General features: G+C 73.0%; 24 protein-coding genes. 15 read left to right on the top strand and 9 right to left on the bottom strand.

Features of this window, described 5'->3' with window-relative positions; all coding sequences use genetic code 11:
• Window positions 1-54 precede the first annotated feature (54 nt).
• Window positions 55-669 carry a cysteine hydrolase gene (locus AB0I60_RS07635; RefSeq protein ID WP_360726595.1) on the bottom strand — a complete coding sequence of 205 codons (615 nt, stop codon included), beginning with the start codon at window positions 667-669 and terminating at the stop codon, window positions 55-57.
• A 79-nt stretch (window positions 670-748) separates the two neighbouring features.
• Window positions 749-1,279: a winged helix-turn-helix domain-containing protein gene (locus AB0I60_RS07630; RefSeq protein WP_360726593.1), complete on the bottom strand. Its 531-nt coding sequence runs from the start codon at window positions 1,277-1,279 to the stop codon at window positions 749-751.
• A 97-nt stretch (window positions 1,280-1,376) separates the two neighbouring features.
• On the opposite strand from AB0I60_RS07630, the gene AB0I60_RS07625 reads away from it, so the two are divergent.
• On the top strand, window positions 1,377-2,723 hold the full coding sequence (locus AB0I60_RS07625; RefSeq protein ID WP_360726592.1) for a M20/M25/M40 family metallo-hydrolase: 1,347 nt from the start codon (window positions 1,377-1,379) through the stop codon (window positions 2,721-2,723).
• A complete protein-coding gene (locus AB0I60_RS07620; protein WP_360726591.1) occupies window positions 2,720-4,519 on the top strand; it encodes a prolyl oligopeptidase family serine peptidase in 1,800 nt (599 codons plus the stop codon). The genes AB0I60_RS07625 and AB0I60_RS07620 overlap by 4 nt, the downstream gene beginning before the upstream one ends.
• Window positions 4,520-4,570: 51 nt before the next feature.
• Here AB0I60_RS07620 and AB0I60_RS07615 read toward each other — a convergent pair whose 3' ends face one another.
• On the bottom strand, window positions 4,571-4,819 hold the full coding sequence (locus tag AB0I60_RS07615; protein WP_360726589.1) for a hypothetical protein: 249 nt from the start codon (window positions 4,817-4,819) through the stop codon (window positions 4,571-4,573).
• Between the two features lie 349 nt (window positions 4,820-5,168).
• Here AB0I60_RS07615 and AB0I60_RS07610 point away from each other — a divergent pair, with 349 nt between their 5' ends.
• From AB0I60_RS07610 to AB0I60_RS07600, 3 genes are all read left to right on the top strand, one after another.
• Window positions 5,169-5,867 carry a hypothetical protein gene (locus tag AB0I60_RS07610; protein WP_360726588.1) on the top strand — a complete coding sequence of 233 codons (699 nt, stop codon included), beginning with the start codon at window positions 5,169-5,171 and terminating at the stop codon, window positions 5,865-5,867.
• Window positions 5,868-6,013: 146 nt separating this feature from the next.
• Entirely contained in the window at window positions 6,014-7,675 is a 1,662-nt protein-coding gene (locus AB0I60_RS07605) for a heme peroxidase family protein (protein ID WP_360726587.1), read from the top strand.
• A 1-nt stretch (window position 7,676) separates the two neighbouring features.
• Entirely contained in the window at window positions 7,677-8,153 is a 477-nt protein-coding gene (locus tag AB0I60_RS07600) for a DoxX family protein (RefSeq protein ID WP_360726586.1), read from the top strand.
• Between the two features lie 129 nt (window positions 8,154-8,282).
• Here the strand turns inward: AB0I60_RS07600 and AB0I60_RS07595 are convergent, their stop codons facing one another.
• Window positions 8,283-8,735 carry a GNAT family N-acetyltransferase gene (locus AB0I60_RS07595; RefSeq protein ID WP_360726585.1) on the bottom strand — a complete coding sequence of 151 codons (453 nt, stop codon included), beginning with the start codon at window positions 8,733-8,735 and terminating at the stop codon, window positions 8,283-8,285.
• A 149-nt stretch (window positions 8,736-8,884) separates the two neighbouring features.
• Here AB0I60_RS07595 and AB0I60_RS07590 point away from each other — a divergent pair, with 149 nt between their 5' ends.
• Window positions 8,885-9,775, top strand: coding sequence for a hypothetical protein (locus AB0I60_RS07590; RefSeq protein WP_360726584.1), 891 nt, complete (start codon window positions 8,885-8,887; stop codon window positions 9,773-9,775).
• Between the two features lie 10 nt (window positions 9,776-9,785).
• On the opposite strand, the gene AB0I60_RS07585 is transcribed toward AB0I60_RS07590, so the two are convergent.
• The 3 genes from AB0I60_RS07585 to AB0I60_RS07575 all read right to left on the bottom strand — a co-directional run bounded on the left by AB0I60_RS07585 (window position 9,786) and on the right by AB0I60_RS07575 (window position 13,142).
• Entirely contained in the window at window positions 9,786-11,729 is a 1,944-nt protein-coding gene (locus AB0I60_RS07585; RefSeq protein ID WP_360726846.1) for a DHA2 family efflux MFS transporter permease subunit, read from the bottom strand.
• Window positions 11,730-12,105: 376 nt separating this feature from the next.
• The gene (locus AB0I60_RS07580; protein ID WP_360726583.1) at window positions 12,106-12,297 is read right to left on the bottom strand and encodes a DUF397 domain-containing protein; all 192 of its coding nucleotides are present in this window, start codon (window positions 12,295-12,297) and stop codon (window positions 12,106-12,108) included.
• A complete protein-coding gene (locus AB0I60_RS07575; protein WP_360726581.1) occupies window positions 12,294-13,142 on the bottom strand; it encodes a helix-turn-helix transcriptional regulator in 849 nt (282 codons plus the stop codon). The genes AB0I60_RS07580 and AB0I60_RS07575 overlap by 4 nt, the downstream gene beginning before the upstream one ends.
• Window positions 13,143-13,250: 108 nt before the next feature.
• Here AB0I60_RS07575 and AB0I60_RS07570 point away from each other — a divergent pair, with 108 nt between their 5' ends.
• Both AB0I60_RS07570 and AB0I60_RS07565 read left to right on the top strand, forming a co-directional pair.
• Entirely contained in the window at window positions 13,251-13,508 is a 258-nt protein-coding gene (locus tag AB0I60_RS07570; protein WP_360726579.1) for a hypothetical protein, read from the top strand.
• Window positions 13,509-13,590: 82 nt separating this feature from the next.
• The gene (locus AB0I60_RS07565) at window positions 13,591-13,956 is read left to right on the top strand and encodes a hypothetical protein (protein WP_360726578.1); all 366 of its coding nucleotides are present in this window, start codon (window positions 13,591-13,593) and stop codon (window positions 13,954-13,956) included.
• 10 nt (window positions 13,957-13,966) lie between these two features.
• Here AB0I60_RS07565 and AB0I60_RS07560 read toward each other — a convergent pair whose 3' ends face one another.
• Window positions 13,967-15,235 carry a HAMP domain-containing sensor histidine kinase gene (locus AB0I60_RS07560; protein ID WP_360726577.1) on the bottom strand — a complete coding sequence of 423 codons (1,269 nt, stop codon included), beginning with the start codon at window positions 15,233-15,235 and terminating at the stop codon, window positions 13,967-13,969.
• Entirely contained in the window at window positions 15,232-15,918 is a 687-nt protein-coding gene (locus AB0I60_RS07555; RefSeq protein ID WP_360726576.1) for a response regulator transcription factor, read from the bottom strand. Before AB0I60_RS07555 ends, AB0I60_RS07560 begins: the two co-directional genes overlap by 4 nt.
• A gap of 211 nt (window positions 15,919-16,129) precedes the next feature.
• On the opposite strand from AB0I60_RS07555, the gene ugpC reads away from it, so the two are divergent.
• The 7 genes from ugpC (at window position 16,130) to AB0I60_RS07520 (ending at window position 23,155) form a co-directional block, all read left to right on the top strand.
• Entirely contained in the window at window positions 16,130-17,341 is a 1,212-nt protein-coding gene (ugpC, locus tag AB0I60_RS07550) for a sn-glycerol-3-phosphate ABC transporter ATP-binding protein UgpC (RefSeq protein ID WP_360726574.1), read from the top strand.
• Window positions 17,338-18,642: an ABC transporter substrate-binding protein gene (locus AB0I60_RS07545; RefSeq protein WP_360726572.1), complete on the top strand. Its 1,305-nt coding sequence runs from the start codon at window positions 17,338-17,340 to the stop codon at window positions 18,640-18,642. The genes ugpC and AB0I60_RS07545 overlap by 4 nt, the downstream gene beginning before the upstream one ends.
• Complete coding sequence (locus tag AB0I60_RS07540; RefSeq protein ID WP_360726570.1) at window positions 18,639-19,970, top strand: ABC transporter permease subunit; 1,332 nt, start codon at window positions 18,639-18,641, stop codon at window positions 19,968-19,970. Before AB0I60_RS07545 ends, AB0I60_RS07540 begins: the two co-directional genes overlap by 4 nt.
• Window positions 19,967-20,854 (top strand): carbohydrate ABC transporter permease, encoded by an 888-nt coding sequence (locus tag AB0I60_RS07535; RefSeq protein ID WP_360726568.1) that lies wholly within the window; start codon window positions 19,967-19,969, stop codon window positions 20,852-20,854. The genes AB0I60_RS07540 and AB0I60_RS07535 overlap by 4 nt, the downstream gene beginning before the upstream one ends.
• 114 nt (window positions 20,855-20,968) lie before the next feature.
• On the top strand, window positions 20,969-21,658 hold the full coding sequence (locus tag AB0I60_RS07530) for a YbaB/EbfC family nucleoid-associated protein (protein WP_360726567.1): 690 nt from the start codon (window positions 20,969-20,971) through the stop codon (window positions 21,656-21,658).
• A gap of 31 nt (window positions 21,659-21,689) precedes the next feature.
• Entirely contained in the window at window positions 21,690-22,013 is a 324-nt protein-coding gene (locus AB0I60_RS07525; protein ID WP_360726565.1) for a type VII secretion target, read from the top strand.
• Between the two features lie 11 nt (window positions 22,014-22,024).
• Window positions 22,025-23,155 carry a hypothetical protein gene (locus AB0I60_RS07520; protein WP_360726564.1) on the top strand — a complete coding sequence of 377 codons (1,131 nt, stop codon included), beginning with the start codon at window positions 22,025-22,027 and terminating at the stop codon, window positions 23,153-23,155.
• The last annotated feature ends 2 nt before the right edge of the window (window positions 23,156-23,157 follow it).

The following is a 23,157-nucleotide window of genomic DNA, read 5'->3' as shown; positions in this document are numbered from 1 at the left end:
GGTAAACGCCGCGTCACGCTGCGACAATGAGCCGATTCGGCTATCCGCACGCGGTCAGGACAGCGCGGCGATCACCTGGTCGGCCGTGGCGGTCACCGAGAACATCGGGTAGTCGAAGCGGATGGCGTTGTCGTGCTCCTCGCGCGAGGTCGCCGCCACGCAGTCGGTCACCGTGACCACCCGGTAGCCGTTCTCGTAGCCGGTGCGCATGGTCGACTCCACGCAGCAGTTGGTCAGGAAGCCGCCCAGCACGATGGTCCTGATCCCCTTGCTGCGCAGGATGAAGTCGAGGTTGGTGCTGGCGAACGTGTCGAGCCCGCGCTTGCCCTCGACCACGATGTCGCCCTCGCGCGGCGCGAGGTCGTCCACGATCGCCGCGCCCCACCCGCCCTTGACGAACGCCTTGCCGTCCACGACGCCCTTGAGGATGCCGTAGGGGTGCGCGGAGATCTCGTGGTAGCCCTCCGCGAAGGTGATCGGGGCGTGCATGACCGTCACGCCGGCCGCGCGCGCCGCGTCGACCAGCGCCACGGTCTTGGGCAGCATCCCGGTCTCCGCCATCACCGGGCCGACCGCGCCGTGCAGCACGCCGCCCTCGCTGGTGAAGTCGTTCTGGTACTCGATCAGCACCACGGCGGTGGTGGCGGGGTCCAGCGTCAGGTCCGTCATCGCGGGCGCTCCACGGGCTCGGCGGGCAACAGCGCCGATTCAACGGCGACCGGGGCCGGCGCGCAATGCGGCGTCCGGGCTACCGCTCCGCGCGGGCGACGACCGACCAGAGGTAGCTCAGGGGTTCCCCGTCGGGCTCCTCGCGGGCCAGGAACTCGGCGATCAGCCCGGCCAGCCGGGACTCCAGCTCGGCCTGCGCCTCGGCCCCCAGGCGCAGGGTGCCGCGCGACATGCCCCGGCTCGACTCGGGGCCGGCCTCCACGATCTCGGCGCGGTGCGCGGCGAGCACCGCCAGGTCGACCTGCTGGACCATGCCGACGCCCTCGACGTCGATCAGCCCGAGCTGCCACGTGCGCCCGGTCGCGCGGTAGGGGCGCTCCAGCGCGCCTTTCGCGCTCGTGCGCACGGGTTCGGCGACCAGGAAGTCCGTCTTCACCAGTGCCCGGACGTGCCGCAGGACGGTCGCGGGCGCGACCTCCAGCCGTTCGGCCAGCTCCTGGTTGGTCCACGCGCGGTCGAAGCACAGGCGCAGGATGCGCCAGCGCAGCGGGTGCGCCAGCGCCTTCAACTCGTCCACCGAGGCGGTGCGCAGGTGGGTTTCTCCGGACACGGCACGAAGGCTAACCGACCCGACCTTGCCGCACCCGGTGGTGATTTGGTTCACTGGCATCGATTGCACAAAGTGAAATCGATGCTGGGGAGCGACGATGGGGTTGGCCGAACAGGTCCGCGACTGGGTGCGGGACCGGGAGCCGGGACTGCTGGCGGAGCTGGCGGCGTGGATCGCCCAGCCGAGCGTCAGCCGGACCGGCGAGGGCATGGCGGACGCCGCCGAGCACGGCCTGGAGCTGCTGCGGCGCAGCGGGCTGACCGCACGCGCCGTCGAGACCGGCGGGTGGCCCGCGCTGGTCGGCACCGCGCCGGGGCCGGCGGACGCGCCGCACGTGCTCGTCTACGGCCACTACGACGTGCAGCCCGCCGGACCGCTGCACGAGTGGCTGTCGCCGCCGTTCGAACCGGACTTCCGCGACGGCCGCGTCTACGGCCGGGGCACCGGCGACAACAAGGGCCAGCACCTGGCCCAACTGCTCGGCCTGCGCGCCCTGCGGGAGATCACCGGCGGCCTGCCGTGCCGGGTCACCGTGCTGCTCGACGGCGAGGAGGAGACCGGCAGCCCCAACCTGGCGAAGGCCGTGCGGCAGCTCGACCGGCCCGACCTCGTGGTGTGGAGCGACGGCCCGGTGCACGAGTCCGGGCGCGCGTCGGTCGTGCTGGGCGTGCGCGGCATCGTCACGTTCGAGCTGCGCGTGCGCGGCGCGAACGACGTGCTGCACTCGGGCAACTGGGGCGGCGTCGCGCCCAACCCGGCGTGGCGGCTGGTGCAGGTGCTCGCCGGGATGCGCGACGCGCAGGGCAACGTCCTGGTCGAGGGCTTCGCCGACGACGTGGTGCCGCTGAGCCCCGGCGAGCGCGACGCCCTGGAGCGGCTGCCGGTCGACGTGCCGGAGGTGCTCGCGGGCATCGGCGTGAGCGGCCTGGAACCGCCCGCCGGGCTGGGCTACTACCAGCGGCTCACCGGGCCGACGTTCTCCATCAACTCACTGACCTGCGAGGACGCCGGCGAGCACCGGACGGTCGTGCCCAACGTGGCGGTCGCCAAGTGCGACATGCGGCTGGTCGGCGGGCAGCGCGCCGACGCGGTGTTCGCGGCGATCCGGGCGCACCTCGCCCGGCACGCGCCGGACGTCGAGCTGGTGACCGGCGGTGCGATGAACCCGTCCCGGACGCTGCCCGAGACCCGCTGGACGCAGGCCGTGCTGCGCGGCGCGGAGGTCGGGCTGGGCGAGGAGCCGCTGCTGCTGCCCGCGCTCGGCGGCAGCCTGCCGATCGCCGCGTTCACCGACGAGCTGGACGTGCCGTGCTACGGCGTGCCGCTGGCGAACGTGGACGAGCACAACCACGCGCCCAACGAGAACCTGGTGCTCGACTGGTTCCGGCGCGGGATCGTCGCGGCGGCCACCGTGCAGCGGGCGATCGCCGAGGAGGGCCGGTGAGCCTGACCGACTTCGAGTGGGTGACCGGCGCGGAGGCCGCCGCCGACGGCCGGCTCGTGTGGCTGTCCGACCGCACCGGGAAGCCCCAGCCGTGGCTGGACGGCGTGCACCTGCCCGTGCCGGGGGCGGTGCGGCGCTGCACGTGGCGACCGGACGGCGTGCGGCTGCTCGTGCTGACCGACCCGGACGGCGGCGAGGACCACTGGCTGGGTGAGCTGGACCCGGCGACCGGGAACGTCGACTGGCTGGTCGCGGAGAAGGGGGTGCGCTGCGAGATCGGTGCGCCGTACGGGAGCACGGGCACGCCTTACAGCGCGGACGGCAAGCTCATCGCGTACGCGAGCAACGCGCGTGACCGGGAGGTGTTCGACGTCCTGGTGCGGGAGGGCGGCGAGACCCGGACCGTCCTGCGCGGCGACGACCGGTACCTGCCGATGGGCTTCTCCCCCGATTCGCGCCTGCTGCTGGTGCAGGAGCTGCACCAGAACACCGACCACCGGCTGCACGTCGTCGACCTGGCCTCGGGCACCGCGCGCCGGCTGGCCGACCACGACGGGCCGGCGAAGTACCTGCCGGTCGCGTGGCTGCCCGACTCGTCCGGCGTGTACCTGGCCACCACGCAGGGGCGCGACTCCACCGGCCTGGCCGTGCTGTCCCTGACCGGTGAGCTGACCTGGCTGGACACCCCCGACGCCGACGTCGAGGGCGGCGCGCTGTCCCCGGACGGCACCCGGCTCGCGTGGGGGCGCAACGAGCACGGCTACACCCGGCTGTTCTGGTCGCGGGTCGGCGGCGAGCCCGTCGGGGTGACCGGCGAGCCCGTCGCGGTGACCGGTGTGCCCGCCGGGCTGGCCGTCTGCGAGCACGGCATGGACGGCTTCGCGCTGCGGTTCACCCACGACAACCGGCTGCTGGTGCAGCTCGCCCGGGGCGACGCGGCCACCGAGCTGTTCCTCGCCGACCTCGACGCGGGCACCGCCGACCAGCTCAGCGACTTCGGCGCGGGACTGCCCGACGGGCTGGTGGCACCCACCGTCGTGCACGCCACCAGCGCGGACGGCCTGCGCGTGCCGTGCCTGCTGTACCGCCCGCCGGGTGCGAGCGCCGACGCGCCCGCGCCCGTGGTGATGACCGTGCACGGCGGCCCGGAGTCGCAGGCGTACCCGGCGTTCTACCCGATGGTGCAGGCGCTGCTGGCCGAGGGGATCGGGGTGGTCTCGCCCAACTACCGGGGCTCGTCCGGCTACGGCCTGCGCTACCAGCGGATGATCTACCGCGACTGGGGCGGAGGTGACCTGGAGGACCTGGCGGCCACCGCCGCCCTGGTGGCCGGGCTCGACTGGGCGGACGGGTCGCGCCTCGGCGTGCACGGCGCGTCGTACGGCGGGTTCGCGGCGTTGTCCTGCGTGACCCGGCAGCCGGAGCTGTGGCGGGCGGCGGTCAGCGAGTGCGGCACCTCGGACCTGCTCACCGACATCGAGCACGCGCCGCCGACGTGGCGCAGGCGGACCGAGGAGTGGATCGGCAACCCCGACGACCCGGAGGACCGCGCGCGCCTGGTCGAGCACAGCCCCCTGACCCACGCCCACCGGGTGCAGGCCCCCGTGCTGATCCTGCACGGCGAGAACGACACCCGCGTCGCGCCGGAGGAGTCGGAACAGATGTACCGACGGCTCAAGGAACTGGGCAAGACCACGCGGCTGGAACTGCACCCCGGCGTGGGCCACGAGGTGGACCGGGAAGGACTCGCGGACACGACGGCGCTCATCGTGGACTGGTTCAAGACCCACCTGTGAGCCGTTGGCGGACACCCCTGTCCGGCCGTCCCCGTTCGATGCGAAGCCTGGTCAGGCGATCAGCTCGGTGGCCCTGAACTCCCGCACGTGAAGCGACGCGAGCACCGGAACGGGGCTGCCCTGGCCCTGAGCGGAGCGCGTGCGCTTCACGAGGATGCCTCGCTCGTCGCGGCCCTGGCCCGTCTCCTCGCGGTAGCCGAGCCTCCGGCCGGACCGAATGGCCAGGCAGGGCACTTCGTCCGTCTCCGTCGACCATGCCGTGATGTGCGGAACCCGGCTCGGCGGGTACGTGCGGTGCACCCGACTCGACGCCGGCGAGGCCGACCGACCTGGCGGAGTGGTCGACTCCGTCACTGCCCTCCGGATCGTGTCCGCGCGTTCGGCCTCGGCACGGTGGCCGTCTGCGGTCATGGTGTCGACTACTGGTGTCGCGGTCTTGGCCTCTCCGCTGCGCGCGAGTTGCGTCTGATGTGGACGCCGGATCGGCGTGGCCCATTCCGCTTCACCGAAGCCTGCTCGACCGACAACGAGCCTAGCGGCCGGCAGCGCAGGCCCACCCGCGAGACCGGCGGATCGGCCCACGGTCCGACTTCGGCACCGGACCCCGGGCCGATCCGCCAGCGCCGCGCCGCCGGCACCTTCTGACGGCATGTACTCGTTCCCCGGCCGCTGGATCGGCGGCGTCGCACTGGTCCTCGGTCCCCTGCTGCTGCTCACCGGCACGCTGCTGCGCGTCCCGTTCCCCTTCTTCTTCACCGGACAGCTCGACGCGATGGCCGCGCACCCGGCGCTGATGACCGCCGCCTACACGACGTTCCTCGCCGGTCACCTGGTCACGCTGTTCGGGGTGCTCGACCTGGTCGCGCGGATCGGGCGCACGCGTCCGGCGTGGGCCGCGTGGAGCGGCGTGCTGGTCGTGGTCGGGCTGGTCGAGCGGACCTTCCACGGCGGGGTGGACCACGCCGCGCAGGGGCTCGTCCGGCGGCACGGGGCGGAGTTCGCGGCACGGCTGGTCGGCGAGTCCTACCAGGACGTCCACCTGTACAGCTGGCTGTCGCTGTCCATCGTGGCCGGCTGGCCGGTGCTCGCGTTCGCGGCGTGGCGCTCCGGGGAGCTGGGCGTGACGCGCTCGGTCGCGCTGGCGACCATGGCACTGCTCCCGCTGGGCGTGCTGAAGGGCGCGGAGGTGCTGTCGGTCGTCGGCACGGTAGGGCTGTGCGCGGCGCTCATCCCCGCAGGAGTGCGGTCCTTGCGCCAGGGTGCAAAGCCCACCCGGAAGTCGGTGCTGACCACCGTCGCCCTGTTGCCGCTGGTCGGTGCTCTCGGCTACGTGAGCACGCTCGGCTAGCCGTTCACGGGTGTGAACACCGTCCACGTGGCGGGTCGGACGTATCCACCGAATGGCGGTTGCCCCTTGTTGTACGTGGGAGTTCGCACCGGGTGGTGCGTCCGCCCTGTCCGGTGGGGATCCGGACCAGCCACGGGGGAGAGATCATGAAACACCACGGGAGCAACAGCTTCTTCGTCGTGGGCGAGGGGGTGTTGGAGTTCGACGGCAACGGGGAGCCGGCGGCCCGGCGCCCCCTGACGGTGGAGGAGCTCCGCAGGTTCCGGTTCTCGCGACTGGGACCCGAAGGGGTGCAGGTGCCCGAGGACGTCCGGAGGGCGCTCGCCGAGGCCATGACCGCCTCGGGCCCGCAGGCGGACTCGGCGGACCCGGTCATCCCGGCCGGTTTCACCTACCTCGGCCAGTTCGTGGACCACGACCTCACCATGGACCGCACCGAGTCGCAGCTCGGCGGGGACGTGAACCTGGACGACCTGGTCCAGGGCCGCTCGCCCGCGCTCGACCTCGACTCGGTGTACGGCCGGGGCCCGCTCGACCCGCACGACCGGGCGTTCTACGCGCCCGACCAGGTCAAGCTCAAGGTCGGCACCACGTCCAAGACGCCCGTGCCGGACTCCCGGACGGACGTCGCGCTGGAGGGCTTCGACCTGCCGCGCGCGGGCTCCGGGACCACCGGGGCCGACCGCAGGCGGGCGCTGATCCCGGACCTGCGCAACGACGAGAACCTGGTCGTCGCGCAGACCCACCTCGCGTTCATCCGGTTCCACAACCGGGTGGTGGACGAGCTGGCGCTCACCGGGCTGTCCGGTCAGCGGCTGTTCCACGCGGCGCGGGCCCAGGTCGTCCGGCACTACCAGTGGATGCTGCGGCACGACCACCTGCCGAGGATCGTCGACCCGGCGATCGTGGACGACGTGTTCACCCACGGCCGGCGGTTCTTCGAGGCCACGGGTCGCGGCTACCAGGGCGCGACGCAGCCCGCCACCATGCCGCTGGAGTTCTCGGTAGCGGCCTACCGGTTGGGCCACAGCATGATCCGGGCCACCTACCAGTGGAACAGGGTGTTCCGCGCGGGCGACCCGGCGGAGGGGCAGCTGGGGTCGGCGACCCTGTTGCAGCTGTTCACCTTCAGCGGCACCAGCGGCAACTTCGTGCCCGGCTCGGATTTGGACGACCCGACCGTCCTCGGCCCGGACACGCTGCCCACCAACTGGATCGCGGACTTCCGCCGGCTCTACGACTTCGCCGAGGCGGGTCGGCCGGACCTGGCACCCGGGCCGGGCGGCGGGAACGCGGCCAAGGCGATCGACACGCTGCTGGTCGACCCGCTCACGACGCTGCCGGCGGGCACGTTCGACGGTCGGGGGCAGCAGGTCCCGACCATCCACCGCAACCTGGCGTTCCGGAACCTCACCCGGGCGAACATGGTGCGGCTGGCCAGCGGGCAGCAGATGGCGTCGCTGCTGGGCGTCGAGCCGCTGACCGAGGAGCAGCTCGTCGTCGGCAACGGCGGCGTGCAGCTGGACTCGCTGCCCGAACCGCAGCGGGCCGCGCTCCTGGAGGCCACGCCGCTGTGGTTCTACGTCCTGCGGGAGGCCGAGTTCAACGGCGGCCTGCTGGGCGCGGTGGGCGGTCGGATCGTGGCCGAGGTGTTCCACCGCTCGATGGAGGCGTCGCGGTCCTCGATCGTGCGGGAGCCGTACTGGCGGCCGGTGTTCGGGCCGGACTCCACGACGTTCCGGATGACCGACCTGCTGCTGTTCGCGTTCGAGGGCAAGGCCGACCTGCTCAACCCGTTGGGTGACTGACGTGTCCACCACGGAGGACCGCCGGGTGGAGGAGGTCCGCCCGGACCCGCCGCGCGGCTGGTGGGACCACGTCGAGCGCCGGGTCGGCCGCGTCGCGCCGACGGTGCTGCGGGTCGCGATCGGCCTGGTGTTCGTCTGGTTCGGCCTGCTGAAGGTGGTCGGCGAGTCGCCGGTCGCCGAGCTGGTGCACGCCACCCTGCCGTGGGTGCCGGCCGCCGTGCTGCTGCCGGTGCTCGGCTGGTTCGAGGTGGCGCTGGGGGCGGCCCTGCTGGTCGGCCGCCCGTGGCGGACGACGCTGGTCGCGGCGGGCCTGCACCTGGCGGGCACCTTCCTGGTGTTCGTGCAGGCGCCGGACCTGACCTGGAGCGACGGCAACCCGCTGCTGCTCACCGCGAACGGGGAGTTCGTGCTGAAGAACCTGGTGCTCATCGGCGCGGTGCTGATGCTGCTCGCCCACGACCGCCGGGCGACCAGGTGACCCGAGGCGGCCCCGCCCCTCGAACGGGGCCGCCTTCCTCGGCCCGGCAGCGCGCCGGGTCGTCATGCCCACCGCCGGCGCGCAGCCGGCGTCCTCACCACCGCCGGCACGCGGGGCCGGCGTCCGCGTTCACCGCCCGTCGAGCCAGTACTTGAACCCCTGGTGGGACGGCACGAACCCGAGCCGCTCGTAGAACCGGTGCGCGTCCTCGCGCCGCAGGTCGGACGTCAGCTGCACCACGGCGCACCCGCGCGCCCGCGCCTCCTCCAGCGCCCACCGCAGCAGCTCCTCGCCCAGCCCGCCGCCCCGCCGCGCGGCGGCCACCCGCACGCCCTCCACCTGGGCCCGGACCATGCCCCGGTGCGACAACCCGGGCAGCACGGTGAGCTGCAACGTGCCGACGACCACCCCGTCCTCCTCGGCGACCACCAGCACCTCCTGCGGCGAGGCGTCGATCACCGCGAACGCCCGCAGGTACTGCCCGATCTCGTCCGGCGCTTCCCGCTGCGCCCCCAGCTCGTCGTCGGCCAGCAACCCGACGATCGCCGGCACGTCACCGACCACGGCTCGACGAACGACCACCGTTCCCCCCAGAACTCCGAAGACCACCGACCGGTCCGAGCGTAGACAGGGGCCGGGGCGTTGCTCACTTCGAGTGCCGCCGGCCCGTTCGCCGCCGGCGGCGGTGGTGGTGGGCTACAACGGCAACACCTGGCAGCGGGGAGACGCAGATGGACACCGCCTCCATCCACCGGTCGGTCGTGGTCGTGGACGTCGAGGGGTACGGCGACGTCGTGCGCACCACCCACGACCGGCTGGCGGTCCGCGGCGGGATGTACGCGGTGATGCGGTCGGCGTTCGAGGCCGTCGGGCTGCCCTGGGACGACCGGACGGTGGACGACGCGGGCGACAGCCTGCTGTTCGTGCTGCCCGCCGAGGTGCCCAAGCTGCGCCTGGTCGACGCGCTGCCGGAGCGGGTGGCGGCCGGGCTGCGGCGGTACAACGCCGTGCACGCGTCCGGGGCGCGGTTGCGGATGCGGATGGCCGTGCACGCGGGCGAGGTGCACCACGACGGGCACGGCAAGACCGGGCCCGCCCTGATCTTCGCCTGCCGGATCCTCGACGCGCGCGACGCCAAGCGGGCGCTGGCCGACTCGACCGCCACGCTCGTGCTGATCGTGTCGGACGCCGTCCACGCCTCCGTGGTCAGCCAGGACCCCGCCGCCCGGCCGGCCGAGTTCCGCCGGATCGGCGTGCAGGTCAAGGAGACCCGCGCGCACGCGTGGATCCGCCTGGTGGACGGCGGCGCCGGTCCTGCCGCGCCGGCGCGCGGGGACCGGGGGCCGGACCTGGTGCGCCCGCTGGTGGACGTCCTGCTGGGCACGCCCGGGTTCGACTCGCGCGAAGGCCGCGACCTGGTGCTGCGGGACGTGCCGTTCGGCCCGGCCGTGCCCCGGATGCCGACCGCCCGCGCCGACGTGGTGAGCATCGTGCGGACCGGCCTGGGCTACCCGGACGGCCTGGCCGCGCTGCTCGACGCGGTCCGCTTCTACGCGGAGGGCTCGGTGCCGATGGCCGAGCTGGACGAGCTGCTGGCCGCGTGGCGCGCGGGTGGGCGGTAGCCGCCGGCCGTCAGACCGGCGTCGGGTGGCGGGCGGTGAGCGCCTGGCTGGTGGTGACCAGTTCGGCGGCCACCCGGTCCACGGCCCCCGCGAACTCCGGGTCGTCGCACTCCCAGTCCACGAGCTTCGCGTGCAGCCAGCGCCGCCAGGAGGCCACCAGGCCGGTGAAGGTCTCGGTGCCCTGCGGGGTGAAGCGGTAGCGGTCGCCGGACTCGGCCAGCAGGCCCTTGGTGAGCAGTTGGCGGGCCACCGGTTCGAAGACGCCCGCCGGGACCCCGGTCCGGTCGGCCAGGTCGTCCAGGGAGGCGTCGCCGTGCTGGGCGGACTGGCGGAAGACCTTGACCAGCAGCCACGCCTGGGCGTGGGTCAGCGGCAGGCCGGACGCGGCCAGCACCTCCGGCGTCGGGTCGCGGTGCTCCTTGCGGACGATCAGCGCCACGAGCTTCTCCAGCTCCTGGCTGGACGCGCCGGACTGGGGCACGGCGAAGCTCTCGCCCACGCCGCTGTTGCCCGTCGCCGCCACCCGGGCGGTGTCGCGCAGGGGCACCTCGCGCAGGAACAGCGCGACCACGAACGCCACCGCCGCGACCGGCGCGGCCCACAGGAAGACGGTCTGGAGGGTGTCGGCGTAGGCCGCGATGATCGGGGCCTTGACCTGCTCCGGGAGCGCGTGCAGGGCCTGCACGTTCGACGCGGCGCGGGGGTCGACGCCCGGTGGGACGGCCGCCGCCAGCTTCTCCGGCAGGGTGCTCGCGTAGACGGTGCCGAAGATGGCCACGCCGAACGAGCTGCCCAGCGTCCGGATGAAGCTCACGCCGGACGTGGCCACGCCCAGGTCCTCGTAGCTGCTCGTGCTCTGCACCACCACCACGGGGACCGGCATGCACATTCCCACGCCCAGCCCGAGCACCAGCATGTACGCCGACGCCTCCCAGAACGCCGTGCCCGCGTCCAGCAGCGACAGCAGCAGCAGCCCCGCGACCATGAGCAGGCTGCCCACGATCGGGAAGACCCGGTAGCGGCCGGTCTTGCTGATCACGTTGCCGGTCACGATCGACGCCACCAGCAGCCCGACCACCAGCGGCAGCATCTCCAGGCCGGACCGGGTGGCCGACGCGCCGTGCACGTACTGGAGGTAGGTCGGCAGGAAGGTCACGCCGCCCAACATCGCGAAGCCGACCACGAAGCTCAGCACGCAGCACACGGTGAACACCGGGCTGCGGAACAGCCGCATCGGCAGCATCGGCTCGGCCGCGCGCAGCTCAACCCGCACGAACAGCGCGAGCGCGACCAGCGACCCGGCCGCCATCCACAGGATCGTCGGCGAGGTCCAGTCGTACTCCACCCCGCCCCAGCTCGTGACCAGCGTCAGGCCGGTGGCGGCCAGGGCGATCAGCAGGATGCCGAGGTAGTCGATCCGGGGTCTGCCGGCGGTCTTGACGCCGGGCAGCCGCAGGGCGCCCACGACCAGGACGAGCACGCCCAGCGGCAGGTTGACGTAGAACGCCCACCGCCAGCTCAGGTGGTCCACGAACAGCCCGCCCAGCAGCGGCCCGACCACCGTGGACACGCCGAACAGCGCGCCGATCAGGCCCTGGTACTTGCCGCGCTCGGACAGCGGCACGACGTCGGCGATCACCGCCATCGACGTCACCATCAGCCCGCCGGCGCCCAGTCCCTGGACCGCCCGCGCGACGATGAGCCACAGCATGGAGTCGGCCCAGCCGCACAGGAAGGAGCCGACCATGAACAGCGCCACGCTGACCAGGAACGCGGGCTTGCGCCCGAACAGGTCGCCGAACTTGCCGATCAGCGCGGTCATGACGGTCTCGGCGAGCAGGTAGGACGTGACCACCCAGGACAGGTGCCCGGCGCCGCCGAGGTCGCTGACGATCGTGGGCAGCGCGGTGGCCACGATCGTCTGGTCCAGGGCGGCCAGCAGCATCCCCAGCATGATCACCGCGACGACGGCGTTGCGCGCCCCGCGCCCGACCTCGCCCTGCTCCCGCTCCGCGACCCCGCTCCCGCCCACGCGAACCTCCCGGGGTGGACGATAGGGCCGCCGGTCGGACTCCGCTCGGCACCGGCCGGGGCGGGCGGAACCGCGAGCGGCGGGGCCGGCGGCTGCCGCCGACCACGCCGGACGCGCGGGGCCGTGCCCCCGTCGACCCGGTGGGTGCGCTCCTCCCGGCCGGCGACGGCGGTCGCGGCCCGTGCGGCACCCGGCGGGTCGTGGTGGTGCGGTCCGGACGCGGGTGCCGACCTCATTCACCGCATCCGGTGATCTTCCGCGCGCGCCCGGCCGGGGCGGGACGAGACCCGGGCGGGTCTCAGGCGAGGTCGAACACGCCGAGCTTGGCGCCCCGCGTGAAGAAGTCCCACTCGGCGTAGGTGAACCGCTGCGCGGCCTCCTCCGGCCGGTTGGAGTTGCGCACCAGCACCTCGTCGGCGGTCCGCAACACCTCGACGCAGTTGGACCCGCCACCGCTGAACTTGGTCCACTCACCCAACTGCAAGGTCATCTGATGTCCTCCAGGATGCGGGTCAGGAGTTCGCGGCTCTCCTCCAACCCCAACGCCTTCGCACGGGTGAAGTCGAACCAGCGAACGGTCCGCTCCACCTGGTCGGGGCTGTCGGCGAAGTGATCACCGAACGGCGTGTCGACGCTGATCAGCGACGGCAGGTCGTCCGGCAGCCGGAACAGGGTGAGTGTAGTGCCGATCAACGGGTGCACCCCCGCTCCCCTGGGCATCACCTGGAGGTTGACGTTGTCGCGCTCGGTCATCTCCAGCAGGTGGGCGACCTGCGCCCGCATCACGGCCGGGCCGCCGATGTTCGCCCACAGCACGGGTTCGGCGATCACCGCCCACAGCCGCAGGGGCACCTCGCGCTCGGTCAGCAGGACGCGTCGGCCGAGTCGGAGTTCGAGGTTCTTCTCCAGCGCCTCGCCGGCGAGGCCGACGCTGGACATGAGCGCGCGGGCGTAGTCCTCGGTCTGGAGCACGGCCGGGATCAGGTCGGGCGAGGAGAACACGGCCTCGACCGCGATGGCCTCGACGTCCAGGATGCGGCGCAGCCACGGCGCGATCTGCCCGCCGAGCCGGCTCTTGGGCCGCCTGCGGTGGGCTTCGGAGTTGAGCGCGAGCAGGTCCTCGCGGGTGGGTTCGTCGGCGCTGTAGAGGGTGAGCAGCTTCTCCAGCTCGGCGTGCTTGACGCCGGAGCGCGCGTTCTCGATGTTGCTGATCTTGGTGATGGTGCAGCCGAGCGCGTCACACGCCAGGTCGCGCGGCATCTTCGCGTCTTCTCGCAGCCGGCGCAGCGTGGTGCCGATCTGGATCCGGGCCGCACTGCGGTGGGGACTGGTCATAACGCTCCTCGGAACATCACCCGAATGAACATGGCATCCAAGTCGTACTTACAACCTATCATGGCCGGACGCGCACGGTGTCGAACTATAACAGGGAGTGACGAGTCGATGGTCCACCGGTTCCAGCAGCTCAGCGTCGTCGAGAGCACCGGGCACAAGTCGGACTACGTGCTGCTCGAACGGCACGACGAGGTGACCGACGAGCCGCTGGCCGCCTGGGCGGTCGGCCGGCTGCGCGCGGGCGGCTACGCCAAGGGCCTCTACGTGGCCGAGCGCGGGCACAAGGCCGACGACTGGCCCGAGGACGAGTACGACTGCGACGTCGAGGTCGTCAGCGACGGCCACGGGACGGTCAAGGTCGTGTGAGCCCTAAGGTTCGGTTAAACCTGGCCATCTGCCGCAGATCACCGCCCCGCGCCGCTCTACGTTGGGGTGAGGGGTGGTCGGGATGTCCGCACCGTGGCAGGTCCACTTCGCCCAGGCGGCTCGGGCGCGACGGCTGGTGGTGGTGTGCGACTTCGACGAGTCGCTGCCGGGTGACGTGCGGTTCCGGGAGTCGGCGCGGGCACTCGCCGCGCTGCCGGGGACGACGGTGGTGCTGGTGTCGTGGCGGTGCTGCGCGGAGCTGGCCGCGCTGTCCGGGCTGGCCGCCCCGGTCCAGCTGATCGGGGACTTCGACCGGGGCGCGGTGCGGGCGCTGCGCGCGCGGGCGGAGTGCTCGCTGGTGGTGGGCCCCGCCCTGGGTGGCTGGGACGTCGCGGTCGGGCGGGCGCTGGCGGTGCTGGTCGCCGAACGCACGGCGGCCCGGTCCTGACCCGGCGGGGTCACGGCCTGCGACCCCGCCACAAGCGCCAGGCCCGGGGGCTCGCGGGCTCGTGGTGGCTGTCCGCCTCGCCCAGCCTCAGCCGGATGCGCGCACCGCCGAGGCTGCCCCGCTCGACGTGGATGGTGCCGCCGGTCGCCTCCGCCGCCGTGCGGGCGATGTCGAGGCCGAGCCCGGTCGAGCCGCCGCCGGACGCGCCCCGGTGCAGCGCGCGTCCCGGGTCGGCGATGCCGGGGCCGCCGTCCTCCACCACCAGGGTGATCCACCCCGCGTGCCCGACCACCGCGACGGTCAGCGCCGAGCGGGCCGGGGTGTGGTGGAAGACGTTCTCCAGCAGCGCGTCGACCACCGCGCCCAGCTCGTCGGCGGGCAGCGGCACGGGGGTCGGTCCGCCGGGCAGCTCGACCTCGCACGGGCGGCCCTGGTCGGCGGCGTGCGCGGACCAGAACGCCATGCGGGCGGCCACGACCTCGGCCACGTCGCAGGTGCCGCCCGCCGCCGTCGCGACCGGGTGCAGGGACTCGATGATCCGGTCGACGTCGTGGCCCAGCGCGGTGACCGCGCTGCGGATGCGGTCGGCGACCGGCCCGCCGCCGAGGGCGTCCGCGTCCAGCCGCAGCGCGGTCAGCGGCGTGCGCAGCCGGTGCGAGACGTCGGCGATCATCTCCCTCTCCTTGGCCAGCAGGCGTTCCGCGCGGTCGGCGGCGGCGGTGATGGCGGTCGCCAGCGCGGCCAGCTCGGGCGGCCCGTCGACCCGGACGCGCCCGTCCCCGCCCCGGGCGAGCCGGCCGGCGGTGTCGGCCAGCGCGCGCAGCGCGTCGACCACCGGCACCGTCCGCCGACGCCCCAGCGCCACCGCCGCGCCGGTCGCCACCACGCCGACCAGCAGCAGCAGGGCCAGTTGCGCGACCAGCCCGGTGGTGACGACCGGCGCGGGTGCCGAGATCCCCACCCGCGCACGCCCACCATCCACAGTGGACACCTCGACCACGTCGCCGGCCGCTGTCCCGACGCCGACCACCGCGCCGTCCGGCAGGTGCGCCGCCAGCCTGCCGGACGCCCCGGCGGCGGTGCGGGCCACCGCGCCGCGCACCGCGTCCGGGTCGGTGGTCACGGCCAGCACGGCGGCGACCGAGGCCGCGTCGCGCCGGTCCTCCGACGCGGCCCGCTCCCCCGCCGCCACCACGAGCAGGGCACCCGCGCCCACCACCAGCACCGCGCCGCCGAGCGCCGCCGACCACGCGAAGGCCCGGGTGAGCAGCGCCCTCATCCCGGGGCCACGAGCTTGAAGCCGACGCCGCGGACCGTGTGCAGGTACCGGGGCCTGGCCGCCGTCTCGCCCAGCTTGCTGCGCAGCCACGAGACGTGGACGTCGATCGTCTTGTCGTCGCCCAGGTACGGCTGCCCCCACACCGCCTGGAACAGCTCGCGGCGGGCGATCACCCGGTTCGGGCGGTGCGCCAGGTAGGCCAGCAGGTCGAACTCGCGGCGGCTGAGCGCGACCGGGCGGCCGTCGCGCAGCACCTGGCGCTGCGCCAGGTCCACCCGCAGGTCGCCGACCACGAGCAGGTCGCGGTCCGGGCGGGTGGTGCCGGAGGTGCGGCGCAGCAGGGCGTTGATCCGGGCCGCCAGGTGCTCGGCCGAGAACGGCTTGACGATGTAGTCGTCCGCGCCCGCGTTCAACGACCCGACCACCGAGCTCTCCCCGCCGCGCGCGGTGGCGATGATGACCGGCACGTCGCTGACGCCGCGCAGCATCCGCAGCGCGGCCACCCCGTCCAGGTCGGGCAGGCCGAGGTCGAGGATCACCAGGTCGGGCTCCTCGGTCCCCGCCTCGCGCAGCGCGGCGACCGCCGTGCCGACCGCGCGCACCTCGTGCCCGAGGTCGGTCAGCGCGTGCACCAGCGCCGCCTGGACCACCGGGTCGTCCTCGACCAGCAGCACCTTGGACATGCCTGGAGGGTAGGGCCTGATCGGGCCCCCGTGCGGTCGAGTCGGCCGGTGTTCGCGGCTTAGCGAAACCGTGCCTGGCTCTTAACGGTCCCTTAGGGAAGTCCGCACTACTGTCTGCCCCACCGGAAAACGGGGTGCCGCGGATCACATCGCGGCGGAATCGCAATTCTGCGGAAAACCGGGGAAACACCGGTCGGGGCGAGGAGTGGGCGTGGCGGAAGTCGTGCTGAGCGGTCTCGGGAAGGTCTACGTCGACGGCACCCGCGCGGTCGCCGACCTCGACCTGGAGATCCGGGACGGGGAGTTCCTGGTGCTGGTGGGGCCGTCCGGCTGCGGCAAGACCACGGCCCTGCGGATGATCGCAGGGCTGGAGAGCGTCAGCGAGGGGTCCATCAGGATCGGCGACCACGTGGTCAACGAGGTGCCGTCACGCGACCGGGACGTGGCGATGGTGTTCCAGTCCTACGCGCTCTACCCGCACCTCGACGTCTACGACAACATCGCGTTCGGGCTCACCTTGCGCAAATTGCCGAAGGAGGAGATCGACCGGCGGGTGCGCGAGGTGGCCGAGGTGCTCGAACTGCACGAGCACCTGGAGCGCAAACCGCGCAACCTGTCCGGCGGGCAGCGCCAGCGGGTCGCCATGGGGCGGGCGATCGTGCGCGCGCCGCAGGCGTTCCTGATGGACGAGCCGCTGTCGAACCTCGACGCCAAGCTGCGGGTGCAGATGCGGGCCCAGATCGCCCGCATCCAGCGCGACCTGGGCGTCACCACCGTGTACGTGACCCACGACCAGACCGAGGCGATGACCCTCGGCGACCGGGTGGCCGTGATGAAGCGCGGTGTGCTGCAACAGGTCGGGCCGCCCCAGGAGCTCTACGACCGGCCGGTCAACCTGTTCGTGGCCGGGTTCATCGGCTCGCCGGGCATGAACCTGGTGACCGCCCGGCTCGACCGCGACGACGACGGCCGCCACTGGGTCACCGTGGGCTCGGACGCCCTGCTGCTGCCCGGGTCCGTGCTGCGCGCCCGACCCGCGTTGGAGGGGTACGCGGGTCGGGACGTGGTGCTCGGCATCCGCCCCGAGGACATGGAGGACGCGGCGCTGGCCGACGCCCAGGAGGGCTCGATCCTGCACTCGGTGGCCGACCTGGTGGAGGCGATGGGCTCGGACGTGCTGGTGCACTTCCCGGTCGACGCCGCCCCCGTCGTCACCGACGACACCCGGGCGCTGGCCGAGGACGACGGGACCGCCGACCTGCCCGGCACCGGCGGGGTCGTCCTGGTCGGGCGCTTCTCCCCCCGGACGCACACCTACGAGGGCCGGCCGGTGGCCACGTGGGTGGACACGTCCCGCTTGCACTTCTTCGACCCGGTGACCGGGTCGTCCGTGTGGACCGACACGTCAGGAGAGCTGGGATGAGCCGCTTGAAGGTGACCGCCGCACTGGTTGCGGCGTTGGGCGCGGTGGCCGCGTGCTCCGGGGGCACCACGACCCCCGGACCGGGGGGCGGGGCGTTGAGCGGGCAGACCGTCGAGGTGATCGGTCCGTGGACCGGCGACGAGCAGCTCCGCTTCGAACAGGTGCTGGAAGCCTTCACCAAGGCGACCGGTGCCGAGGTCCGGTACACGCCGGCCGGTGACGAGTTACCGACCGTGCTCCAGACCAGGGTGCAGGGCGGCACGCCGCCGGGCGTCGCCCTGGTGGCGCAACCGGGCCTGGTGGAGCAGCTCGCCGCCGCCGGGTCGCTCAAGGCGGTGTCGGCGGACGTCGAACGGGCCGTCACCGACAACAACGCGGGCGTGTGGAAGAAGTTCGGCACGTTCGGCGGGAAGCTCTACGGCGTGCACTTCAAGGCCGCCAACAAGTCCACGGTCTGGTACAGCGAGAAGGCGCTGCAAGCCGTCGGGGCGCAACCGCCGAAGACGTGGGAGGAGTTCCTCCAGGTCGGGCGCGCGGTGGTGGACACCGGGCAGGCGGCGGTGTCCGTCGGCGGCGCGGACGGCTGGACGCTGACCGACTGGTTCGAGAACGTCTACCTGCGCACGGCCGGGCCGGAGAACTACGACAAGCTGGCCAAGCACGAGATCCCGTGGACCGACCCGTCGGTGCGCAAGGCCCTGGAGGTGCTGGGCGAGCTGTTCGGCGACGCCCGGCTGGTCGAGGGCGGCAGCGCGGGCGCGTTGCAGACCGAGTTCCCGCAGTCGGTGATCAACGTCTTCGGCGAGGAACCCAAGGCCGCCATGGTGTTCGAGGCGGACTTCGTCGCGTCGGTGATCGGCACCAGCACCAAGGCGAAGGTCGGCGAGGACGCGAAGTTCTTCAAGTTCCCGTCCATCGGCGGCAGCCGGGACGCGGTGGTCGCGGGCGGCGACATGGCCGTGCAGCTCAAGGACGACGAGGCCACCAACGAGCTGATGGAGTTCCTGGCCTCGCCGGAGAGCGGACGGGTGTGGGCCGGGCTGGGCGGGTTCCTCTCGCCCAACAAGAGCATCCCGGAGGACGCCTACGCCGACGACGTGACCCGCGACCTGGCCGGCCGGCTCGTGGACGCGGGCGACAACGTGCGCTTCGACATGTCCGACCTCGCGCCGGCCGCGTTCGGCGGCACGAAGGGCGCGGGCGAGTGGAAGGCGCTCCAGGACTTCCTGGCCGCACCGCGCGACGTCGACGCCGCCGTGCAGCGGCTGGAGTCCGAGGCGGCCAAGGCGTACCAGAGGTGACGGTCACCCGGACCCGGTCCCCCCGCCGGCCCCGCGCCGGCGGGGTGGACCCGACGCCCGGCCGCTCACCGCGCCAGGCGCTGCCGTTCCTGCTGCCCGCCGTGCTCGTGCTGGGCGCGCTGGTGCTCTACCCGCTGGTGTACTCGCTGGTCCGCAGCTTCTTCGACCGGTCGGGCTCGGCGTTCGTCGGGGTCGGCAACTACGTCGACCTGTTCACCGACCCGCGCACGCTGACGGCGTTCAAGAACAACGTGGTCTGGGTCGTCGTGGCGCCCGCGATCGTGACCGGGCTCGGCCTGGTCCTCGCCGTGCTGACCGAGCGCATCCGGTGGGCGACGGCGTTCCGGCTGGTGCTGTTCATGCCGATGGCCATCTCGCTGTTCGCGTCCGGGATCATCTTCCGCCTGGTGTACGACGAGGACCCCGCGCGGGGCGTCGTCAACGCCGTGGCGGTGGGCGTGCACGACCTGTTCTCGGCACCCTCGCCCTACCCCGGGGCGCGTCCCCGGGACGGGGCCGCGTTCACCGCCGCCGAGCAGGGGTTCACCAGCGCGGCGACGTTCGCGCCCGGCAGCGCGGTGGTCGTGCCGCTGGCCGGGTTCCCGCCCGGTCGGCTGCCGGAGGGAGCGTCGCGCGCGACGGAACCGGCCGTGGACGCGCGGGAGCTGCGCGGCGTGGTGTGGCTGGACGTCTCGGTCGGCGGGCAGGCGGGTGCGCCGGACAACGGCGAGCGCGGGCTGCCGGGGCTGGTCGTGGAGGCGGTGCGGGACGGGCAGGTCGCCGGCCGGGCGACGACCGGCAACGACGGCCGGTTCACGTTCCCGGACCTGGCGCCCGGGCAGTACGCGGTGCGCCTGGCGGCGGCGAACTTCGCGCTGCCGTTCCGGGGCCTGACGTGGCTCGGGTCGACCCTGATCACGCCGGTGATCATCTCGTCGTGGATCTGGATCATGACCGGGTTCGCCATCACGTTCATCGCGGCGGGCCTGTCCGCCATCCCCCGCGACGCGCTGGAGGCGGCGCGGGTGGACGGGGCCACCGAGTGGCAGGTGTTCCGGCGGGTGACCGTGCCGCTGCTGTCTCCGGTGCTGCTGGTGGTGTTCGTGACGCTGGTGATCAACGTGCTGAAGGTGTTCGAGCTGGTGTTCGTCATCGCGCCCGGCTCGGTGCAGGAGGAGGCGAACGTGCTGGCGCTGCAGATGTGGCAGGTGTCCTTCGGCGCGGGCGGCGACCAGGGCGTCGGCAGCGCGCTGGCGGTCGTGCTGTTCCTGCTGGTGGCCCCGGCGATGCTGTTCAACATCAGGCGATTCCGACGGGAGCGGTCGTGACCGTGGTCGAGGTGTCGGTGACCGGCGCACCGCGCCGGGGGGTGCTGTCGCGGGTCGCGGGTCGGCTCGGCAACGGCGCGGTGCAGGTCGGGCTGGCGCTGGTGGCGCTGTTCTGGCTGGTGCCGGTGTTCGGGCTCATGATCGCGTCGCTGCGCGACGAGGCGGACAACACGGCGTCCGGGTGGTGGTCGGTGTTCACCCGGCCGGCGGAGCTGACGCTGGCGAACTACGCGGACCTGGTGGGCAACTCGACCGTGCTGCGGTCGTTGCTGAACACCGTGTACATCGCGGTGCCGGCCACCGTCCTGGTGGTGGTGATCTCGGCGCTCGCCGCGTACGGGCTGGCGTGGATCGAGTTCCCGGGGCGGCTGTGGCTCACCACGCTGGTGGTCGGGCTGCTGGTGATGCCGGTCCAGGTGGCGCTGATCCCGGTGGCGAAGCTGTTCGGCGCGCTCGGGCTGTTCGGGACCATCGCCGGGGTGGTGCTGTTCCACGTGGCGTTCGGGCTGCCGTTCGCCGTCTTCCTGCTGCGCAACTTCTTCGCGGGCATCCCGCGCGACCTGGTGGAGGCGGCCCGGATGGACGGGGCGCGGGAGTGGGTGGTCTTCCGGCGGGTGGTGCTGCCGATCGCCAAGCCCGCCATCGCGTCGCTGACCATCTTCCAGTTCCTGTGGGTGTGGAACGACCTGCTGGTGGCGCTGGTGTTCGCGGACCAGGACTCGGCGCCGATCACGGTGGCGCTGCGGGCCCAGCTCCGGCAGTTCGGGGCCAACATCGACCTGCTGTCGACCGGGGCGTTCCTGTCCATGGTCGTGCCGCTGGCGGTGTTCCTGGCCTTCCAGCGGTACTTCGTGCAGGGCGTGCTGGCGGGGTCGACGAAGTAGCGGCTGTCCATTTTGCCCATTCGGGCACCCGGCGGGCGGTTCGCTGCCACTATGGGGGCCGCCCGTCGGCGCAGTGGGTGCCGGCGCGTCGGAACTTCACCCGGAGGTCTTGCCTTGTCCGCCGAGTTCGACCAGCTCGTCACCCGGTTCGAGCAGTTCCAGGCCAAGCTGCACCGGGTGGACGAGCAGTTCGGCGACCTCGGCGAGATGCAGCGCGAACTGGCCGCGATGGAGGTCGTGGCCACCTCGCCGGACCGGGCGGTGACCGTCGTGGCGGGACCGTCCGGGGCGATCAAGGACATCCGGCTGACCGATCACGCCCTGCGCCGGCCGCCGCACGCGCTGGCCGCCGCGCTCATGGGGACGCTGCGGCAGGCGGTGGCCGAGGCCGCGCGCCGGCAGGCCGGGATCGTGGAGCAGGCGCTCGGCGACGACCTGCGCCTGACCGACCAGGTGCTGGAGACCCAGGCCGAGCTGTTCGGCGTCACGCCGCAGGAGCTGCGCGCCATGACCGAGCAGCCACCGGACCAGGTGCAACCACCGCCACCACCGCCACCCGGCCCGCCGCACCGGGTGCCGCCCGCCGGACGTCCCGGAGTACCGCCGACCGGGCGTCCCGGGGTGCCGCCCCCGCCCGCCGGCCGGCCCGCGCCCCCGCGCCGGCCCGCGCCGGTCGAGGACGCGGACGACTTCTCGCAGCGCGGCTTCCTGCGCGACGACGACCGGCCGGCACCGCCGCGACCCGGTCCCGCGCCCGGCCAGGACGGCCGCTTCCTCAACCTCTACGACGACGAGGACCGGTGACCGTGATCGACGACCAGCGGAGGAGCGCGCGGTGAGCGGCGGTTTCGACGTCAGCCCCGAGGAGCTGCGGACGTTCGCGGGCAAGCTCGACGGCCACCACGGGACGGCGGCGCAGATCGCCGGGCTCGTGGCCAAGGCGGACGTGTCGGAGAAGTCCTGGGGCGTGGTCGGCCTGTTCGTGAAGGACGACTACACCCGGATGCTCGGCGACCTCGACGACCTGTTCACCGCCCTGCAGGAGGGCTTGCAGTCCGGTTCGGACAAGTTCAAGGGCGCGGCGCAGGACTACGACGACCAGGAGGAGGCGGTCAAGCAGCTCTTGAACGGCCTCCAGGTCGAGTTGGACAAGGGGTAGGGGCGGGCACGGTGGCGGAAGTCAAGACCACGGCCGGCGGTGTGGAGATCACCGTCGGCGAGAAGGACACCGGCCAGAAGGTGGCCGAGGCCGTCCCCTTCTACGGCAACTACCTCAAGACCAAGGACGCGCTGGGCAAGGCGCAGAAGGACGGCGGCGCGGAGGTCACCGGCCTGGCCTCCGAGGCCACCGGGCTGATCGGCGCGCTGGGCACGTCCGCGTACGGCATCGCCACCGACCCGATCGGCTGGCTGGTCGGGCAGGGCCTCAACTTCCTGATCAGCGTGGTGCAGCCGCTGGAGGACGCGATCCACTTCGTCAGCGGCGACGGCCCGGCGCTGTCCCAGGCGGCGGAGAACTTCACCAACATCGCCAAGGGCGTGGCAGACCTGCGCAAGAAGTTCGACGAGGACCTCCAGAGCTCGGTCACGAGCTGGGGCGGCCCCGCGTCGGAGGCGGCGGGCACCAAGCTGGGCGAGTTCGCCAACGGCATCGACGGCGTCGCGGGCCAGGCCGGCGAGCTGGCGCAGATGCTCCAGATCTCCAGCATGATCATGACCATCGTCGAGGACTTCATCAAGGCGATCCTGACCGAGCTGATCACCTGGCTGGTGATGATCTGGATACCGGCGCTGGCGGCGGCCGTGCCCAGCTTCGGGGCCTCGACGGCCGCAGCGGGTGCCGCGACCGGCGTGCGGGTGGCGTCCACCGGCAGCCGGGTGGCCCGGATCGTGGCCAAGCTCAAGCAGTTCCTCACCAAGGTCCTGGACTTCCTGCGGAACCTGGCCAAGCGCGTCGGCAACGTCAAGACCGCCTTCCAGCGCTCCATGGCCAACAAGCAGATCAGCCACGCCGTGGCCAAGGGCATGAGGGAGAACAACCTGCCGGGGTCGAACTCGCCGGTGGTCAAGCTGTGGGGCGAGAAGGGGATGCTCGGCAGCAGGGTGCAGGACGGGTTCGGCCGGTCCATGGGCACGGCCGCCGTCGACGCGGGCCGGGCGCAACTCGGCCTGGGCGGCGGCGCGAACGCCGGCATCGACAAGCCGCTGCGCAACTTCGGCTCCGGCCAGAAGGCGGCGGGCTACGACGACACCGGGGCGGACCAGTCGAAGCAGGAGACCGAAGGGTACCTGGACATCTGATC

It is taken from the genome of Actinosynnema sp. NPDC050436 (assembly GCF_040655415.1).
Lineage (GTDB): Bacteria > Actinomycetota > Actinomycetes > Mycobacteriales > Pseudonocardiaceae > Actinosynnema.
The sequence above is the reverse complement of the archived record's forward strand: the minus strand, read 5'-3'. Positions and strand labels throughout refer to the sequence as shown.

Coding starts and splice junctions, on each gene's coding strand:
- AB0I60_RS07545 (WP_360726572.1), top strand. CDS start 17,338: ATGAGCCGCTTGAAGGTGACCGCCGCACTGGTTGCGGCGTTGGGCGCG.
- AB0I60_RS07565 (WP_360726578.1), top strand. CDS start 13,591: ATGTCCGCACCGTGGCAGGTCCACTTCGCCCAGGCGGCTCGGGCGCGA.
- AB0I60_RS07625 (WP_360726592.1), top strand. CDS start 1,377: ATGGGGTTGGCCGAACAGGTCCGCGACTGGGTGCGGGACCGGGAGCCG.
- AB0I60_RS07580 (WP_360726583.1), bottom strand. CDS start 12,297: ATGACCTTGCAGTTGGGTGAGTGGACCAAGTTCAGCGGTGGCGGGTCC.
- AB0I60_RS07590 (WP_360726584.1), top strand. CDS start 8,885: ATGGACACCGCCTCCATCCACCGGTCGGTCGTGGTCGTGGACGTCGAG.
- AB0I60_RS07555 (WP_360726576.1), bottom strand. CDS start 15,918: ATGTCCAAGGTGCTGCTGGTCGAGGACGACCCGGTGGTCCAGGCGGCG.
- AB0I60_RS07635 (WP_360726595.1), bottom strand. CDS start 669: ATGACGGACCTGACGCTGGACCCCGCCACCACCGCCGTGGTGCTGATC.
- AB0I60_RS07610 (WP_360726588.1), top strand. CDS start 5,169: ATGTACTCGTTCCCCGGCCGCTGGATCGGCGGCGTCGCACTGGTCCTC.
- AB0I60_RS07605 (WP_360726587.1), top strand. CDS start 6,014: ATGAAACACCACGGGAGCAACAGCTTCTTCGTCGTGGGCGAGGGGGTG.
- AB0I60_RS07575 (WP_360726581.1), bottom strand. CDS start 13,142: ATGACCAGTCCCCACCGCAGTGCGGCCCGGATCCAGATCGGCACCACG.
- AB0I60_RS07585 (WP_360726846.1), bottom strand. CDS start 11,729: ATGCTGGGGATGCTGCTGGCCGCCCTGGACCAGACGATCGTGGCCACC.
- AB0I60_RS07560 (WP_360726577.1), bottom strand. CDS start 15,235: ATGAGGGCGCTGCTCACCCGGGCCTTCGCGTGGTCGGCGGCGCTCGGC.
- AB0I60_RS07570 (WP_360726579.1), top strand. CDS start 13,251: ATGGTCCACCGGTTCCAGCAGCTCAGCGTCGTCGAGAGCACCGGGCAC.